The organism is Amycolatopsis sp. CA-161197, assembly GCF_050942255.1.
In the GTDB taxonomy this organism is placed as follows: domain Bacteria; phylum Actinomycetota; class Actinomycetes; order Mycobacteriales; family Pseudonocardiaceae; genus Amycolatopsis.
The window spans coordinates 9,854,648-9,870,614 of sequence record NZ_CP192059.1; the positions used below are offsets into that span (position 1 = coordinate 9,854,648).

Below are 15,967 nucleotides of genomic sequence, written 5' to 3' on the forward strand. Positions count from 1 at the left end.
TCAGACCTCCGTCGGGTCGAGGACGACGCGGAAGCGGTCGCCTTCCTTGATGAGCGTCGGCATGGTCCGCACGATCTCGCGCGGCGCGGCCAGCAGCGCGTCGGCCGTGGCGAACTCGTCGATCTCGACGAGCGTGAGCCACGTCGGGGGCATCAGCATGCGGCGGCCTTCGCGCGCGTCGCCGACCGCGGCCGACGGGCGCTGCCAACCCGTGGCGAGAGCCTCGGACGTCGCGCCGTCCGCGCGCTGGCCCTCGGGCAGCTTCGCGGAGAAGAAGCGGGTGTCGTAGCGGCGCGGCTCCTGCGGTGGCGTGACCCAGTGGGCGAACGGCCGCAGCAGGTCCGCGCGCAACGTGAGCCCGGCGTCGGCCAGGAACGCGGCGAGCGAGATTTCCCGGCTCTCCAAGGCTTTCCGGGCTTCTGCATATGGCGCGACGTCGGCGACCACCGCGTCTTCCGTGCCCGCCAGCAGCACGCCGGACTCCTCGAACGTCTCGCGCACCGCGGCGCACACGAGCGCGCGGGCGAGGCTCTCGTCGCACGTGAACTGCCCGGCCCACCAGCTCGGCGGTGGTCCGGCCCACGCGACGGACGCGTCGGCGTCGCGCGGATCGACCCCGCCGCCGGGGAAGACGGTCATGCCGCCGGCGAAGGGCATGCCCTTCACGCGGTGCTGCAGGAAGACTTCGAGACCGTCCGCGCCGTCGCGGGTGAGGATCACCGTGGCGGCGTCTTTGGGCTTCACGGGCGGGCCGTCGGCGTTCGCCCTCGTACTGACTCCGGCCCCCACGGGGATGTCGAAAAGGAACTCACGCGGCCGATCCACCGAGGCAACATACCTCGCACCCGTGACCTCACGCCCACAAGTTGTGACATGTCACCGACGCACCGCAGCCCCGGACCCACACGGGCCCGGGGCTGCGATCGAAACGTCAGAACCTCAGGACGACGACCAGCGGTCGCCACCCGAACGGGACGCACCGTTGAGCCGCAGCCGGGCCGCCTCGGCGCGTTCGCGCTCGGCCAGCTCCTCGTGCAGCTCCCGCAGCAGCGCGCGGTCGCGCTCCGACAGGCTCGGGTCGTCCAGGTCCAGCGCGGGCAGCTCCACGACCTCGTGCATGCTCGGCTTGCCCGCGGCGATTTCGCGGCCCTTCTCCGGGTCCTCCGCGAGCGCCTGGCGCAGCTGGGCGACCTCGGCCGGCGTCAGGTCGGCGGTGCGCTCGGCGCGCGTCTCCGACCGCGACTTGCGCGAGTTGTCCGCCTGCGGAGTGGGCGCGTTCTGCACGATCGGCACCACGGGGGCGACGGCTTCGGGCGCCTGCCGGATGCTGTGTCGGCTCGGGGCCTCCATCACGACCGGCTCCACGACGGGCGCCGGCACCGGCGTGGGTGCCGGAGCCGGCGGCGTGACGACCGGCTCGGGCCGGTAGTCCGACGTCGTCGTGTGCGTGGCCCCGGTGACCCACACCGGCGTGGCGACGGACGCGGCCGACTGGTGGTACGCGGACCGCGCGACACCCGGGCCGCTGACCTCGACGACGGAGCGGATGCCGGCGCGGCGCAGGGCCGTGTCGACGCGGAACGCGACCGCGGGCGGGTTGCCCTCCGGGCCCAGCTCCACCAGCACCACGCGCTGCGGCAGCGCACCCGGCACGGAACCCGCCGGGGTGTTGCGCCACACCGCGTGCACCGAGCGGACGTCCGGCAGCACCTGCAGGGTGCGGTCGAGCGCCTCCGCCAGCCCGAACTCCGGCTGGTTGTCGCCGGTGAAGCGGTGGCTGTGGACCTGCTCGGCCTCGTCGACCAGCAGGTCGTTGGCGAGTGTCGCGTCCGACCGGCTCATCTCGAGCACCAGCGCCAGCTCGCGCTGCTCGGCCGAGCTGACGGAGATGCGGCCCGCGATGAGCGTGCCGGTCGTCAGTTCGACCGCTTCGTCGATGTGCGCGCGGGCGATCAGCTCACGCGCTTCGGTGAGCGCGCTGTCGTCGATGCGGCCCGCCAGGGCCAGCAACAAGTTGTGCAGGCGCAGGGGCACCGAGAACCCGTCCATGGGCGGGCCTTCGTGAACCTCCACCATTGCTCTGCTCCTCCCAGCTCGCCTGGCGGCTCGAGCGTTAAGCGGCGACGAGTCGATTACCGGAACCCGCGGCGCCGACGCAGACCAGCTCGGAATTGGCGAGCGCGGCCCGGTGGTACCCGGGAAGGTCGAAGCGCGGTGGGATGACCTCGACGCTCGGTTCCTCGTCCCCCAGCACCCGCAGCACGCGCTGCAGTTCGCCGGTGAGCCTCGGCAGCCCGGCCGTCGCCGTCACCAGCAGGACTCGCTTGGCCCCACCCTCACCGACCACACCGAGGTGTCGCCAGCTTTGCCGCACTTCCCCCACATCCGCGCGTCCCCGCAACGTTGCGTGGAGCAAGACGGACACAGAGTCGACTGAGTTCACCCATTCGGGCGCACTCGGTGTGAATGTGTACCTGGTCTCGGTGACGTCGTCTACCCCCAGGGTGGAACTGACCTGGTGCCAGTCGGCGCCGTGCGGGATGAGACCCGCGACGAGCAGGCGGTACTCGGTTTGGTCCAGATCGATCCTGTGCTTAAGCAAAGACCTGGGCAGCGTGCGCGCGAGCGTGCCCATCGCGCCCTCGCCCAGCCAGTCGCGGAACCGCCACAGGAGCTGGTCGGGCGTGCGGCCTGCGAGCCGGATCAGCAGCTCGTGCAGGGACTGTTCGATGTCGGGGTCCATCACTTCACCTCCACGATCAGTTCGACCTCCACGGGCGCCCCGATCGGCAGCTCCGCGACGCCGACGGCCGAGCGGGCGTGCTTGCCCGCGTCGCCGAAGATCTCGCCGAGCAGCTCGGACGCGCCGTTGATCACCGCGGGCTGGCCGGTGAAGCCCTCCGCGGACGCGACGAAGCCGACCACCTTGACGATCCGCGTCACCGAGTCGATGCCCACGAGCGCGTGCACGGCGGCCAGCGCGTTGAGCACGGAGGTGCGGGCGTGGCCCTTGGCCTCTTCCGGACTGACCTCCGCGCCGACCTTGCCGGTCGCGGCGAGCGTGCCGTCGACGAAGGGCAGCTGGCCGGAGGTGTAGACGTGCGAGCCGCTCTGCACGGCCGGCACGTAGGCGGCCAGCGGCGCGGCGACGCCGGGCAGTTCGATGCCGAGCTCGGCGAGCCGGGAAGTCCAGGTCACGACGGGTCCCCTCAGTTCTTCGGGCGCTTGAGGTACGCGACGTGCTGCTCGCCGCTCGGGTTCGGGAGCACGGTGACCAGCTCCCAGCCGTCCTCGCCCCACTGGTCGAGGATCTGCTTCGTCGCGTGGATCAGCAGGGGGACGGTCGCGTACTCCCATTTGGTGGCGCTCATGACCGGGGAGCGTAGCCAAGCGGGCAAGGGCGGTCATGGCCACCGCCGTCCAACGGCCGGGCCGTTCAGGGGAACACAGGCGCACCCGTCCAGGTGAACGACTCACCGACCGTCTGCGAATGTGGTCCACTTCACACCTCCGGCACTCGCTAGCGTGGAGGTGTGGAGACGTGGCGGATCGTCGCGACCGCCTTGCTCGCCGCGGCCGGGCTACCGCTCGTGCTCGTGGTGATGGCCAAGGTGCGCGACCACGTGAACAGCTCGGCCCGGGTCGCGATCGGCGGCGTGATCACGTTCACGGCGCTGGTCGTGGTGGCCGTGCTCACGCTCACGGTCCTGCCCGGCGTCCTCACCTGGATCCTCGTCGCCGCGGTCGCGGCTGCGGTCGGCGTCATGGTGCTCGCCAGCTGAGCGCCGGTTTAGTGTTGACGGCGTGACCACACCCCCCGCCGGCTGGCCCGACGAGCTCACCCGGGCCCGGCTGCATTTCGTCACCGGCAAGGGCGGCACCGGCAAGACCACCCTCGCCGCGGCGCTGGGCCTGGCCCTCGCGCGCGAGGGCCGCCGGGTGCTGCTGATCGAGGTCGAGGGCCGCCAGGGCATCGCCCAGCTCTTCGACACCGAGCCGCTGCCGTACGCGGAGCAGCGCATCGCGTCCGTCCCCGGCGGGGGCGAGCTGCGCGCGCTGCACATCGACGTCGAGGCCGCGCTGCTCGAGTACTTCGAGATGTTCTACAACCTGGGCTTCGCCGGCCGGACGCTGCGGCGGATGGGCGCGATCGAGTTCGCGACCACGCTCGCGCCGGGCCTGCGCGACGTCCTGCTCACCGGGAAGATCAAGGAGTGCGTGGGCCGCACGGAGTCCGACGGCCGCCACACCTACGACGCCGTGGTGGTCGACTCGCCGCCCACCGGCCGCGTGGTCAAGTTCCTCGACGTCACCAAGGCCCTGACCGACCTCGCCAAGACCGGCCCGATCCGCGGCCAGGCCGACGGCGTCGTGCGGCTGCTGCACTCGGGCGAGACCGCCATCCACCTCACCACACTGCTGGAGGAGATGCCGGTGCGCGAGACCGTGGAGGCCGTGGCGGAGCTCGACGGCGCCGACCTGCGCCCGGGCGCCGTGCTGGTCAACCGCGTCCGCCCGCCGCGCCTCCCCGCGCGTTCCGTCACGGCGGCGGCCGACGGTCGCGTCGACGCCGGCCGCGTGCGCTCCGGCCTCGCGTCGGCCGGGCTGAAGCTGCCGGACGACACGCTCGAGGCATTGGTGGAGGAGACCGTGGAGCACGCCGTGCGCGTGGCCGCGGAGCAGCGGGCGCGCGAGCAGCTCGCCGAGGCCGATCTGCCGACGCTGGAGCTGCCGGAGGTCACCGACGGCGTGGACGTCGCGTCGCTCTACGACCTCGCGGAAGCGTTGCTGGACCAGGGGGTGCGCTGATGACCGCCATTGACGTCGACGCCCTGCTCGACGACCCGGAGAGCCGCGTGATCGTGTGCTGCGGCTCCGGCGGCGTCGGCAAGACGACCACCGCGGCGGCGCTCGCGTTGCGCGCGGCCGAGCGCGGCCGGCAGACGGTGGTGCTGACCATCGACCCGGCGCGCCGGCTGGCTCAGGCGCTGGGCCTGCGCGAACTGGGCAACCACCCGCGTCAGGTGCAGGTGGCGGGGTTCGAGCCCAAGGGCGAGCTGTGGGCGATGATGCTCGACATGCGCCGCACGTTCGACGACATGGTGCGCGTGCACGCCGGCCCCGAGCGCGCCGAGCAGCTGCTGCAGAACCCCTTCTACCAGACCATTTCCACGTCGTTCTCCGGCACGCAGGAGTACATGGCGATGGAGAAGCTGGGCCAGCTCGCCGCCACGGACGAGTGGGACCTGATCGTGGTCGACACGCCGCCGAGCCGCTCGGCACTCGACTTCCTGGACGCGCCGACGCGCCTGTCCAGCGCGCTCGACGGCCGCATGATCCGGCTGCTGACTGGCCCCGCGAAGGCGGGCGGCTGGGGGCTGCGCAAGGTGGTCAGCGCGGGGTTCTCGATGTTCGCCAAGGCCGTGTCGACGATCATCGGCGGGCAGCTGCTGGCCGACGCGTCGGCGTTCATGCAGGCCTTCGACAGCATGTTCGGCGGGTTCCGCGAGCGCGCTCGCAAGACGGCGGAGCTGCTGCGCTCCAGCGGCACGTCGTTCCTCGTGATCGCCGCGCCGGAGCCCGACGCGCTGCGCGAGGCTTCGTACTTCGTGGAGCGGCTCGCGGGTGAGTCGATGCCGCTCGGCGGGCTCGTCGCGAACCGGACGCACCCGGTGCTCGCGTCGCTTTCGGCGTCGGAGGCCATCGCGGCCGCGGAGTCGCTGCAGAAGGGCGGCACGAACGCACCGCTGGCCGAGGCCGTGCTGCGGCTGCACGCCGACCGCGTGGCGCTGGCCGAGCGCGAGAACCGGCTGCTGGCGCGGTTCACGAAAGCACATCCGGAAGTGCCGCTGGTGCGAGTTCCGGCGTTGGCCGGTGACGTGCACGACCTCGAAGGTCTGCGCGACATCGGGACCAAGCTCGCGAGTGGCCAGGCCTGATCTCGGGCCCGGCCACTCACGAAGGCGTCAGCTGACTTGCGCGCCTTCCAGCGCGTCGCGCTTGGCTGCCTCGAGCAGCTCGGTCCAGCTGGTGACGTCGGAACGACGGCGCAGCAATGCGCGGCGCTCGCGTTCGGTCATGCCACCCCAGACACCGAAGTTGATCCGGCCGTCGAGCGCCTCGGCGAGGCATTCCGTGCGAACCGGGCACCCCATGCACACGGCTTTCGCCCGGTTCTGCTCGGCGCCGCGCACGAAGAGCCCGTCGGGATCCGCATCCCGGCACGACGCGCTCATGCGCCAGCTCGACTGGTTGGTCTCCATACCCCCAGCTCCCTACCCTGGTGTTCGACACCAGCGAAGGTGAAGCTCCCGCTCCCACCCCCGCGAGCGTGTCTCCCTCTGCTCTCACGTCGGTGACGGCACCTCCCCGGTGCCGCTGCCGCCGTTCGGTCCAGAGGAGCTCCCACTCGCACTGGGCCGTCGGTCGGCAAATCTTTCGTGAGACGTTGACGGACTGTAGGGGCCCTCGGTTCCCCCCGCCAAGACCTAGCATGCATTCCGTTACCGGAAGTCACCTCATGGGGTCCGTTTTGTCACTGCTGTCGGTCCCTGACGGGTGTGAGGTAACGGGAGCACAACAGGCCTTCAGTACCCTGGCCTTCGTGCGCAAAACGGACGGTCTCTTCAAGCTCATCGGCCTCTGTCTGCTCGCGGGGGTGCTCGTCGCCGGAATCCTGTTCCCCGTGGTGGGGGCCGCCGGCGTGGCGTCCAACCAGGCGAGCGAGACGGTGGAGAAGACCTCGTCCGATCTCGCCGACATCCCGCCGCCCCTGGTGACGACGATCACCGACTCGGGCGGCAAGCCCATCGCGACGCTGTACGACCAGTACCGCATCCCGGTGGCGGCCGACCAGATCAACGAGGCCATGCAGTGGGCCCTGGTGTCGGTGGAGGACAAGCGCTTCTACGAGCACCACGGCGTCGACTGGCAGGGCACGCTGCGCGCGGCCGTGTCCAACAGCACCGGCGGTGACACGCAGGGTGCTTCGACGCTCACGCAGCAGTACGTGAAGAACTACTTGATCAACGTCGTCTATCGGGGCGACAAGGTCGGCCAGGAGAAGGCGCAGGAGCAGACCCTCGCGCGCAAGCTCAAGGAAGCGCGCATTGCCATCCAGCTCGAGACGAAGCTGTCGAAGCAGCAGATCCTGGCCGGGTACCTCAACATCGTCGAGTTCTCCCGCCAGATCTTCGGCATCGGCGCCGCCGCGCACGCGTACTTCAACACCACGCCCGAGAACCTGACGGTGCCCCAGGCGGCGCTGCTCGCGGGCCTGGTGAACAACCCGATCAACAACGACCCGTGGAAGCACCCGGACAAGGCCACCACGCGCCGCAACCTCGTGCTCGACCGCATGGTGGACAACCGAAAGCTGGCGAAGGCCGACGCCGAACGCTTCAAGGCCTCGCCGCTTGGCGTGGTCCCCGACGCCCCCGCCAAGCCCGCCTCCAACTGCACCGGCGCCGGCCCGGAGAACGGCTTCTTCTGCCAGTACGTCGAGGACTACCTGCTGAAGGCCGGCTTCTCGAAGGACGACCTGTACACGGGCGGCTACACGATCAAGACCACCCTGGACGAAAAGGCCAACCACGAGGCGAAGGTCTCGGCGGAGACACAGGTCAAGAAGACGCAGAAGAACGTGGCGAACACACTTTCGTTGGTGCGTCCGGGAAAGACGCGCCACGAAGTGGTGGCACTGGCGGCGAACCGCGATTACGGGATCGACGCGGATCAGGGCCAGACCACTTTCGCGCTGCCGTCCGGTGTGTACAACACGGGCGGGGCGGGGTCGAGCTACAAGATCTTCACCACGGCGGCTGTGCTGGACCGCGGGATTGCGGGGATCTACAGCAATATCCCGGTGGGTGACGGCTACGTGTCGCACGTATTCTCGGGTGGTGGCGACCAATGCCCTCCGACCGGGCCGCCGCTGCGTTCCCGTTGGTACTGCGTCGGAAACGCCGGGCACTACGGCGCGTCGAACACCCTTCAGGGCGCCTTGGCGACCTCGCCCAACACCGCGTTCGTGGCGCTGGAGGACAAGCTCGGCAGCACCGCACCGGGTATCGACATGGCCGTGCGGCTCGGCATGAAGAACACGATGGCCAGCAACACCGGCGGTGGTCCCGTGGACCCGAACGACCCGGCCAGGGCCCAAAGCCAGGCCAAGGCATACGGCCCGACCGACCGCACTCCCGGCTTCGGCGCGTTCACGCTCGGCTTCAGCCCGACGAGCGGGCTGGAGATGGCGAACGTCGCCGCGACCCTCCTGAGCGGCGGCGTCTGGTGCCCGCCCACGCCGTTGTCCGGCATCAGCGACCGCAACGGGAAAGCCGTACCGTACAAGGAAGAGGCTTGTGCGCAGGCCGTCCCCGAGGGCCTCGCGAACACCATGGTCGTCGGCATGAGCAAGGACGACCAGCCGGGCGGCACCTCAGCCGCGGCGGCCGCGGCCGTGGGCTGGAACCGCCCCATCCTCGGCAAGACGGGCACCACCCAGAACAACGGCTCCGCGACCTTCGTCGCCGGCACCCCGCAAATGGCCGGCGCCGCCATGGTCTTCCGCCCCGAAGGCGGCACCGGAGGCCTGTGCTTCCGCTCCGTCGGCACCGTCACCACCTGCGGCACCGGCAACATGTTCGGCGGCAAGACCCCCGCCCAGACGTGGTTCGGCGCGATGAAGAACATCATGGCCGACCAGCCGATCGCGCAGCTGCCACCAGAGGATCCGAAGTACACAGGTCGCTGAGCGTTGACGTCGGCCGGGAGCTTGGTCTCCCGGCCGACGCTTTTTTGTGCGCGCGCTGACGCAGTTCTTGCCCCGAATGGCCGCTGCCCCGCCCGGCAATTCCGGCACTAAGATCGTCACGTGGGTGGAGCGGCAGCAGTTTGGCCTCTATTGCTGGGAATACTCGTCGTGTCCATCGGCACAGCATGCCTGCCTCTGCGGCCTCCTCTCCTGCGCGCGGCCGGCATGGCCGCCCACGTCGCCGCGTCGTGGGTACTGATCACCACACTCGAAAGCCCCTGGCAAATGTGGTTCGTGCTCCTGATGTGGGGCATGCTCATCGCGCTGAGCCGCCTGATCGTCGACATCGTTCGCTGGGCCAAGAACCTTCGCCTCGGCCGGAACGCGAAGACAAATCACGCCTGAGGCGAAATGAAATCAGCGATCATTCTGGCCGTTGTGGCGGTGATTCTCGCCTGCACGGTCGTCTTGTCCGCGTCGCAGCAAGTGATGACGTATGCGGGGCGCCGCTTCGGCTCGAGGGGCGCGCCGGCCCGCCGGAGGCCGGTGGAGCCGTGAGCAAGGAAGTCGTCACGCTCGACGGCTGAGGTGGTGTCCGCGTCATCACGTAGACGAATCGTCCGTTTCCCCCGGAGAATGAAGGTCTCCGGGGGAAGGGGCCGCCGTGGAGTTGGTTCTGGGGCTGGTCGTGTTCTTGGTCGCGCCGTCGATGGTCGTCGCAGGCCGGCGGTTTCACGCGGCGCGGTGGCGGGTCCCTCCGTCGCTCGCAACTCGGAGCGGCTGATCGGAGAGTGAAATGCCTATCGTGTTCGCTTTTCTGCTCCTCTTGTTCGGCACGACGTTGTCCCTTTCGGTGCTTCCTTGACACCGGCCCGTCGACGTCTGGGTGCTGATCGCGATCCCACTCGGTTCGGCCGGCCTGGTGGCTTTTTTCCTGCTGTCCGACTGGGCGACCCGCGACTGGCCGCCGCTGCTCTGGCTCGTCACGTTCGGACCGGGCTCGCTGATCGCCGTCGTGCGCCTTTTCCTGATCGCGCTCGGGCGTTCTCCCGGGAATGTGCGGCCGAAATGAAGTCCGTGCTCAACGGCTGACGCGGCGTCAGAACTTCGGCAGGTCTTGCAGGATGACCTCGTTCCACCAGAGGTACATCTGGTCGCGCTCCTGGGGCGTCGACACGCCGTCGAAAACGAGGACGCCGAGGGTGTGGGTGCGAGCGTCCGTGTAGACGAACGTGTCGTCGTAGCAGGTGATGAAATCGCCGGCGTGGGGGACGCCAGCGCCGGACCGGTTGTAGGAGCCCCAGATCCCGGGGTGTTTCACGGGGTCGCAGCCGCCGTGGTCGTCGTCGCGGATGAGGTCGTGGGCTTGGACCATGCCTTCGAAGAAGGCCGCCATCGTGGCTTCGTCGGGGAACTGGTTGAAGTGCGCCTGAGTCGGCTGGTGGAGCGTGACGTTTCCGGACCGGAAATCGCCGGCGAGCGACTTCGTGCAGTACGCCGCGCCGGTGGCGCCCTGCACCGGCTGAGCCGACGTGCAACCGCTGCCCTGGTAGGTGGCCGGCACCGGCACATTCCCGCTGGGGGCGCTCGCGGACTTCGGCGCGCCACTCGACGACGGCGGAGGACTGGATGGGCTATTCGGGGTGGTGGTCTCGTTGTCCGTGCTGGACGGGCTCGAAGCGCTCGGCGTCGACGGCGGGGTCGACGTGCCGCCGCCTGCCTCGGCTTGGCCCTGGGCGCGGATGATCAGCACCGTCGCGACGACCGCGATCACCACGACGACCGCCACCACCGCCGTGATCACCGCCCCTTTGCGCGACTTACCCGGCGGCACCGGAGCCGGCCGCGTCTGCGGCGGCGGAGTGCCCTGCCACGACGGCGCCCCGGAAGCCAGCGGGATCGGCGTGTTCAACGACGTCGCCGGGCCGCCGCCGGACGTCGCGGGACCGTTCGGGTAGACGTGCCCACCGGTGAACACCCCCGATGGTGGTCCGGCCCACGTGCCCAGCCCGGCCGGAAACCCGGGCGGCGGAGTGCTCGGCGGCCCGGCCAGTGTGCCCGGCAGGACCACGCCCGGCGGCGTCGTGTTGGGCGCCACGCCGGCCAATCCAGCCGCCGACCCTGAATCCTGCCCAGAGGCCGAGCCGGAACCCGATCCAGGCCCGCCTGGACCGCCAGCTGATTCGGACCCCGCCGCCGAGCCTGACCCAACACCCGCCCAGGGCATCCCATCCGCGGCAGCCACGCCAAAGCCTGGCTCGGCCGGGCCTGCGGCGAAGCCAGGACCCGATTCCGCGCCGTCCCGTCCTGAGCCGGGCACCCCAGCGGACCCATGCCCCGCCCCGCCGAGCTCCCCCCGCTGCCACACCGGTGCACTCGTCTCGGCACTCGTCGCCGTGGGACCCGGCGTGCCGGCCAGGGCCGCGTTCACCGCCGCCGCGAAGGCGCCCGCCGTCGGGTAGCGGGCGGCCGGGTCCTTGGCCATGCCCCGGGACACCACGTCGTCGAGGGTGCGCGGCAGGTCCCGTCGCGCGGCGGACAAAGCCGGCGGCGGAGCGGTCAGGTGAGCGCCCATCTGGGCCACGGCACCGTCCACGGGAAACGGCCGATGCCCCGTCAGGCACTCGTAGAACACGCAAGCCAGCGCGTACACGTCGACAGATCCATCAAGCGGCTTGTCGCCGAATCGCTCCGGCGCCATGTAGTCCAGGGTGCCGATCACGTTGCCCGTGCCCGTGATCGACGTCACGGCGCCCGACATCGAGCGCGCGATGCCGAAGTCGACCAAGTACACGAAGTCACCGTCGGTGACGAGGATGTTCGAGGGCTTCACGTCGCGGTGGACGAGGCCGTCGGCGTGGGCGGCGTCGAGCGCGCTGGCGACCTGCGTGATCAGGCCGGCCGCGCGGGTGGCGGTCAACGGTCCCACGGCGATCAGGTCCTTGAGGTCCTGCCCCTCGACCAGGCGCATGTCGAGGTAGAGCCGGCCGTCGATCTCGCCGTACGCGTGGATCGGGATGACGTGCGGCTCGCGCAGCCGCGCCACCACCTGCGACTCGCGGCGGAAGCGCGCGCGGAACGCCTCGTCGGCCACGTACGCCTCAGAAAGCCGCTTCAGCGCGACAACGCGGTCGTGCGCGGTGTCGTAGGCGCGGTGCACCTCGCCCATCCCGCCGCGGCCCAGCAACGCCTCGATCCGGTACGGCCCGAACTGTTCCATCGTTCTCCCCAAGCCCCCCGGCTTGTCACCCGTACTCGGGCCGACGCAGATGCTAACCAGCCCGTTCCCCCGAACCGGCCGACGTCACCCAACTGTTGAGCACACAATCGGATACCAAACGCACGCTCAGTGATCATCGCTGCCCGCAAGCCCTGGAACACGCCGACCACGTATCCTCGCCTTGTGAGCACGCTCAGTAACACCAGCACCGCCAAGAAGCTCGCCATGGGGACCCTCGCGCTCGGGACCGCGACACTCGGTTACGCCGTGGGCGTCGAACGGCGGCGGTTCACCCTCCGCACGGCCGAGCTGCCCGTGCTGGCCCCCGGCTCGAAGCCGTTCACGATCCTGCACGTCTCCGACCTGCACATGCTTCCCGGGCACCGCGCGAAGCAACGGTGGGTGGCCGCGCTCGACCGGCTCGAACCCGACCTCGTCGTGAACACCGGCGACAACCTCTCGCATCGCACGGCCGTGCCGTCGGTGCTGCGCGCGCTCGGCCCGCTGCTCGACCGGCCGGGCGTGTTCGTCTTCGGCAGCAACGACTACTACGCGCCCAAGCCGAAGAACCCCGCTCGCTACCTCATGCCGAAGGGCAAGAAGAAGCGCATCCACGGCACCAAGCTCCCGTGGCGCGACCTGCGCGCGGCCTTCCTCGAGCACGGCTGGACCGACCTCACCCACTCGCGCCACACGCTCGACCTCGCGGGCCAGGCCGTGTTCGCCGCCGGCCTCGACGACCCCCACCTGCACCGCGACCGTTACCGCGAGATCGCCGGGCCGGCAGACGCGGGCGCCGTCGTGCGCCTCGGCGTCACGCACTCGCCCGAGCCGCGCGTGCTCGACCCGTTCGCCACGGACGGTTACGACCTCGTCCTCGCCGGCCACACTCACGGCGGCCAGCTCCGCGTGCCCGGCTACGGCGCCCTCGTGACCAACTGCGAGCTCGACCGCACCCGCGCCCGCGGCGCCTCCCGCTGGGGCGCGCATATGTGGCTGCACGTCTCGGCCGGCTTGGGCACGTCGCCGTACGCGCCCGCGCGCTTCGCCTGCCCGCCGGAGGCCAGCCTGTTGACGCTGGTTCCGCGCGGATCCGGGGCCGCCGAAAGCCGTAAGGCAACCCCGAGGAAACCCGCCAAGACCGTCGGCTAAACTTCTCCACGACCCGTTAAGCAGTACCTCGGGGTGTGGCGCAGCTTGGTAGCGTGCCTCGTTCGGGTCGAGGAGGTCGTGGGTTCGAATCCCGCCACCCCGACAAGATAGTCCGGAGGTCCTATGTCCGCAGAAGGCGCGGACATAGGGCCTCTCTTGTGTGTCCTCTGGGGGTCGAACCCCCAGACCCCCGCCAGGGCGGCTTCGCCCCCTGGACCCCGAAGGCGGTGGGTCACCGGGTGGCGGTGAGTTCCGTCCAGCACTGGAGGAAGTCGCCGGGGCCGGCGGTGCGCGTCCAGGAGTAGGCCGAGCGCGCGGCCGACGTCAGCTGGTCGCGGTCCGGGTGGTCCAGATCCGCGAGCGCCGTGGCCAGTGCCTGCTCGACGAACGTCGCCAGATCCCGGTAGGCCAGGTCGGAGCGGTGCCGGGTCCGCGCGACGACCTCGGTGAAACCACTGTCGGACACTAGGTCGGCAATGGTCCGGCCCGCGAACGGGTTGGCGCCGGAACGCCGCAGCAGCAGGTAGTAGCCGCGCAGGGCCGCGTCGACGTTGGCCGATTTCGGGCGCAGCCGCGCGCGGCCCCAGTCCGAAGTGGACAGCGCCAGCCGGCCACCCGGCCGGAGCACGCGATGCAGCTCGGCGAGCACTCCCGCGGGGTCAGGCAGGCGTTCCAGCAGGGCGTGGGAGAAGGCGACGTCGGCCGACGACGTGGGGAACGGCAGGTCGAGCGGGTCGGTCACGATGTAGTCCACTGTGGACTCGCCGCTGCCGAAACCCAGCGTGATCGCGCCGCGCCCGCAGCCCAGGTCGACCACCCGCATGCCCGGCGTGAAGAGCGTCTGGGCGAAGGCCGCCCGCTCCACCGCCGTGCGTGCCGCTCGCCTCGACGCCGCGTCCCGCGTGTATCCCTCCAGCACCCGGCACACAGTACGGCCACCAGGGTGGCAGGATCGAGGGGTGAGCACGCAGTCAGGCAACAAATATCCGCCCGCGGTGGTCCCCGACCGCCTGTTCGCCGACGCCGACGCCGAGTCCCGCTGGCGAGCCCGCTTCCACGCGGCCCGCATCTCCGTGCCCGAATGGGCCCGCGACGCCCCCGACGCCAACGTGTACGTCTCCAACGCCAGCGGCGTTTGGGAGGTCTACACCTGGGATCGCGCCACCGACAGTCACCGCCGCGTCACCGACCGGCCCAATGGCACCCTGCACGCCACCCCCGCCCCCGACGGCTCGGCCGTCTGGTGGTTCGACGACACCGACGGCGACGAGTTCGGCTCTTGGGTGAGCCAGCCGTTCGACGGTGACAGCTCGGCCGCCAAACCGCTGCCCGAGGTCCACGACGGCTACCCGGCCGGCCTTGAGCTCGGCTCGCGGGTGATCGCCGTCGGCGTTTCGACCGACGACGGCAGCGAGCTGTTCGCGAAGATCGGCGGCAAGACCGAGCGCTTCTACAGCCACCCGGACGACGCCGGCATCTCGTCGCTCTCGCGTGACGAGAGTTTGGTGGTTATCTCACATTCCGAACACGGCGACTCACGCCATCCCGCGCTGCGCGTGCTGGCGACCGACGGCTTCACGACCGTCGCGGAGAAGTACGACGGCGAGGGCAAGGGCCTTTCGGCGCTGGAGTTCTCGCCGCTGCCCGGCGACCAGCGGCTGCTCGTGCTGCACGAGCGGCGCGGCCGGGAGGAGCTGCTGATCTGGGATGTCCGCGCGGACACCGAGACGGAGCTCGAGATCGACCTGCCCGGCGAGGTCGTGGCCGGCTGGTACCCCGACGCCCGCGCGCTGCTGGTGGTGCACTTCCACCAGGGCCGCAGCTCGCTGTACCGGTTCGACCTCGACGACAAGTCGCTGTCCTCTGTGGACACCCCGGCCGGCAGGATCGGCGGCGCGGGCGTCCGTCCGGACGGCAGCATCGAGTACTCGTGGTCCAGCGCCGCGGAGCCGACGGCGGTGCGCCGCCGCGCGGCCGACGGCACCGACGCCGTGCTGCTGGCGCCGCCGGGTGAACAGGCGCCGGGTTCGTCGCCGGTCACCGACGCGTTCGTGGAGGGCGTCGGCGGGCAGATCCACGCGCTGGTATCGCGTCCGGCAGATGCGCCCGACGGCCCGTTGCCCACGGTGTTCTCCCTGCACGGCGGCCCGCACGCCGCCGACGAGGACCGCTTCTCCGCCTACCGCGCCACGTGGCTCGACGCCGGCTTCGCCGTGGTCGAGGTCAACTACCGCGGCTCCACGGGCTACGGCTCCGCGTGGCGCGACGCCATCGAGGGCCGGCCGGGCCTGACAGAACTCGAAGACGTCGCGGCGGTGCACGACTGGGCTGTCGAAAGTGGACTGTCCGACAAGGACAAGTGCGTCGTCAACGGCGCCTCCTGGGGCGGCTACCTGTCGCTGCTCGCGCTCGGCACCCAGCCCACGCGCTGGGCGGCGGGCGTCGCGGGCGTGCCGGTGGCCGACTACGTCGCCGCGTACGAGGACGAGATGGAGCAGCTGCGCTCTTTCGACCGCGCTTTGTTCGGCGGCGCACCCTCGGATGTGCCCGCGGTGTACAAGGAATGTTCGCCGATTACCTACGTGGACGCCGTCGCCGCGCCCGTGCTCATCCTGGCGGGCGACAACGACCCGCGCTGCCCCATCCGGCAGATCGAGAACTACCTCGACCGCCTGGGCGCCCGCGACGCGCCCCACGAGTTCTACCGCTACGACGCCGGCCACGGCTCCCTGGTGATCGCCGAGACGATCAAGCAGACGTCGATCGAGGTGGACTTCGCTTTGCGCGCTTTGCGGTGATTTCTCCCTGGCCGGGGTCCCTTTGTAGACCCCGGCCGGGGAAAT

Annotated in this window: 16 protein-coding genes and 1 tRNA gene; 9 read left to right on the forward strand and 8 right to left on the reverse strand. The window is 70.6% G+C overall.

What is annotated here, in order from left to right; all coding sequences use genetic code 11:
* The 5 genes from ACQPXB_RS46785 to ACQPXB_RS46805 form a co-directional block, all read right to left on the reverse strand.
* Positions 1-825, reverse strand: a complete 825-nt coding sequence (locus ACQPXB_RS46785; protein WP_386944671.1) for an NUDIX hydrolase — start codon at positions 823-825, stop codon at positions 1-3.
* 114 nt (positions 826-939) lie between these two features.
* The gene (locus ACQPXB_RS46790; protein ID WP_366583994.1) at positions 940-2,076 is read right to left on the reverse strand and encodes a hypothetical protein; all 1,137 of its coding nucleotides are present in this window, start codon (positions 2,074-2,076) and stop codon (positions 940-942) included.
* Positions 2,077-2,113: 37 nt separating this feature from the next.
* Positions 2,114-2,743, reverse strand: a complete 630-nt coding sequence (locus tag ACQPXB_RS46795) for a hypothetical protein (protein WP_432848474.1) — start codon at positions 2,741-2,743, stop codon at positions 2,114-2,116.
* Positions 2,743-3,198 (reverse strand): RidA family protein, encoded by a 456-nt coding sequence (locus ACQPXB_RS46800; RefSeq protein ID WP_220244881.1) that lies wholly within the window; start codon positions 3,196-3,198, stop codon positions 2,743-2,745. The genes ACQPXB_RS46795 and ACQPXB_RS46800 overlap by 1 nt, the downstream gene beginning before the upstream one ends.
* Positions 3,199-3,209: 11 nt before the next feature.
* Positions 3,210-3,371, reverse strand: a complete 162-nt coding sequence (locus ACQPXB_RS46805; protein WP_006238837.1) for a DUF4177 domain-containing protein — start codon at positions 3,369-3,371, stop codon at positions 3,210-3,212.
* Between the two features lie 162 nt (positions 3,372-3,533).
* Between ACQPXB_RS46805 and ACQPXB_RS46810 the strand changes: the two genes are divergently transcribed.
* From ACQPXB_RS46810 to ACQPXB_RS46820, 3 genes are read left to right on the forward strand one after another with little or no spacing between them, the layout of a single operon-like run.
* Complete coding sequence (locus ACQPXB_RS46810) at positions 3,534-3,782, forward strand: hypothetical protein (RefSeq protein ID WP_432848477.1); 249 nt, start codon at positions 3,534-3,536, stop codon at positions 3,780-3,782.
* A 22-nt stretch (positions 3,783-3,804) separates the two neighbouring features.
* Positions 3,805-4,809: an ArsA-related P-loop ATPase gene (locus tag ACQPXB_RS46815; RefSeq protein ID WP_366583996.1), complete on the forward strand. Its 1,005-nt coding sequence runs from the start codon at positions 3,805-3,807 to the stop codon at positions 4,807-4,809.
* On the forward strand, positions 4,809-5,939 hold the full coding sequence (locus ACQPXB_RS46820; RefSeq protein ID WP_386944665.1) for an ArsA family ATPase: 1,131 nt from the start codon (positions 4,809-4,811) through the stop codon (positions 5,937-5,939). The genes ACQPXB_RS46815 and ACQPXB_RS46820 overlap by 1 nt, the downstream gene beginning before the upstream one ends.
* A 27-nt stretch (positions 5,940-5,966) precedes the next feature.
* On the opposite strand, the gene ACQPXB_RS46825 is transcribed toward ACQPXB_RS46820, so the two are convergent.
* Positions 5,967-6,263, reverse strand: coding sequence for a WhiB family transcriptional regulator (locus ACQPXB_RS46825; RefSeq protein WP_364051249.1), 297 nt, complete (start codon positions 6,261-6,263; stop codon positions 5,967-5,969).
* Between the two features lie 341 nt (positions 6,264-6,604).
* On the opposite strand from ACQPXB_RS46825, the gene ACQPXB_RS46830 reads away from it, so the two are divergent.
* The 3 genes from ACQPXB_RS46830 to ACQPXB_RS46840 all read left to right on the forward strand — a co-directional run bounded on the left by ACQPXB_RS46830 (position 6,605) and on the right by ACQPXB_RS46840 (position 9,824).
* Positions 6,605-8,752: a transglycosylase domain-containing protein gene (locus ACQPXB_RS46830; protein WP_432848480.1), complete on the forward strand. Its 2,148-nt coding sequence runs from the start codon at positions 6,605-6,607 to the stop codon at positions 8,750-8,752.
* Between the two features lie 168 nt (positions 8,753-8,920).
* Entirely contained in the window at positions 8,921-9,157 is a 237-nt protein-coding gene (locus tag ACQPXB_RS46835; protein ID WP_366583998.1) for a hypothetical protein, read from the forward strand.
* A 481-nt stretch (positions 9,158-9,638) separates the two neighbouring features.
* A complete protein-coding gene (locus ACQPXB_RS46840; RefSeq protein WP_432848482.1) occupies positions 9,639-9,824 on the forward strand; it encodes a hypothetical protein in 186 nt (61 codons plus the stop codon).
* Between the two features lie 27 nt (positions 9,825-9,851).
* Here ACQPXB_RS46840 and ACQPXB_RS46845 read toward each other — a convergent pair whose 3' ends face one another.
* Positions 9,852-11,972 (reverse strand): protein kinase domain-containing protein, encoded by a 2,121-nt coding sequence (locus tag ACQPXB_RS46845; RefSeq protein WP_432848484.1) that lies wholly within the window; start codon positions 11,970-11,972, stop codon positions 9,852-9,854.
* Between the two features lie 225 nt (positions 11,973-12,197).
* On the opposite strand from ACQPXB_RS46845, the gene ACQPXB_RS46850 reads away from it, so the two are divergent.
* Both ACQPXB_RS46850 and ACQPXB_RS46855 read left to right on the forward strand, forming a co-directional pair.
* Complete coding sequence (locus ACQPXB_RS46850; protein ID WP_432857130.1) at positions 12,198-13,124, forward strand: metallophosphoesterase; 927 nt, start codon at positions 12,198-12,200, stop codon at positions 13,122-13,124.
* A gap of 29 nt (positions 13,125-13,153) precedes the next feature.
* Positions 13,154-13,227 (forward strand) — tRNA-Pro (locus ACQPXB_RS46855).
* Positions 13,228-13,356: 129 nt separating this feature from the next.
* Here ACQPXB_RS46855 and ACQPXB_RS46860 read toward each other — a convergent pair.
* The gene (locus ACQPXB_RS46860; RefSeq protein WP_432848486.1) at positions 13,357-14,043 is read right to left on the reverse strand and encodes a methyltransferase domain-containing protein; all 687 of its coding nucleotides are present in this window, start codon (positions 14,041-14,043) and stop codon (positions 13,357-13,359) included.
* Positions 14,044-14,083: 40 nt separating this feature from the next.
* Here ACQPXB_RS46860 and ACQPXB_RS46865 point away from each other — a divergent pair, with 40 nt between their 5' ends.
* Complete coding sequence (locus tag ACQPXB_RS46865; protein WP_432848488.1) at positions 14,084-15,922, forward strand: prolyl oligopeptidase family serine peptidase; 1,839 nt, start codon at positions 14,084-14,086, stop codon at positions 15,920-15,922.
* The last annotated feature ends 45 nt before the right edge of the window (positions 15,923-15,967 follow it).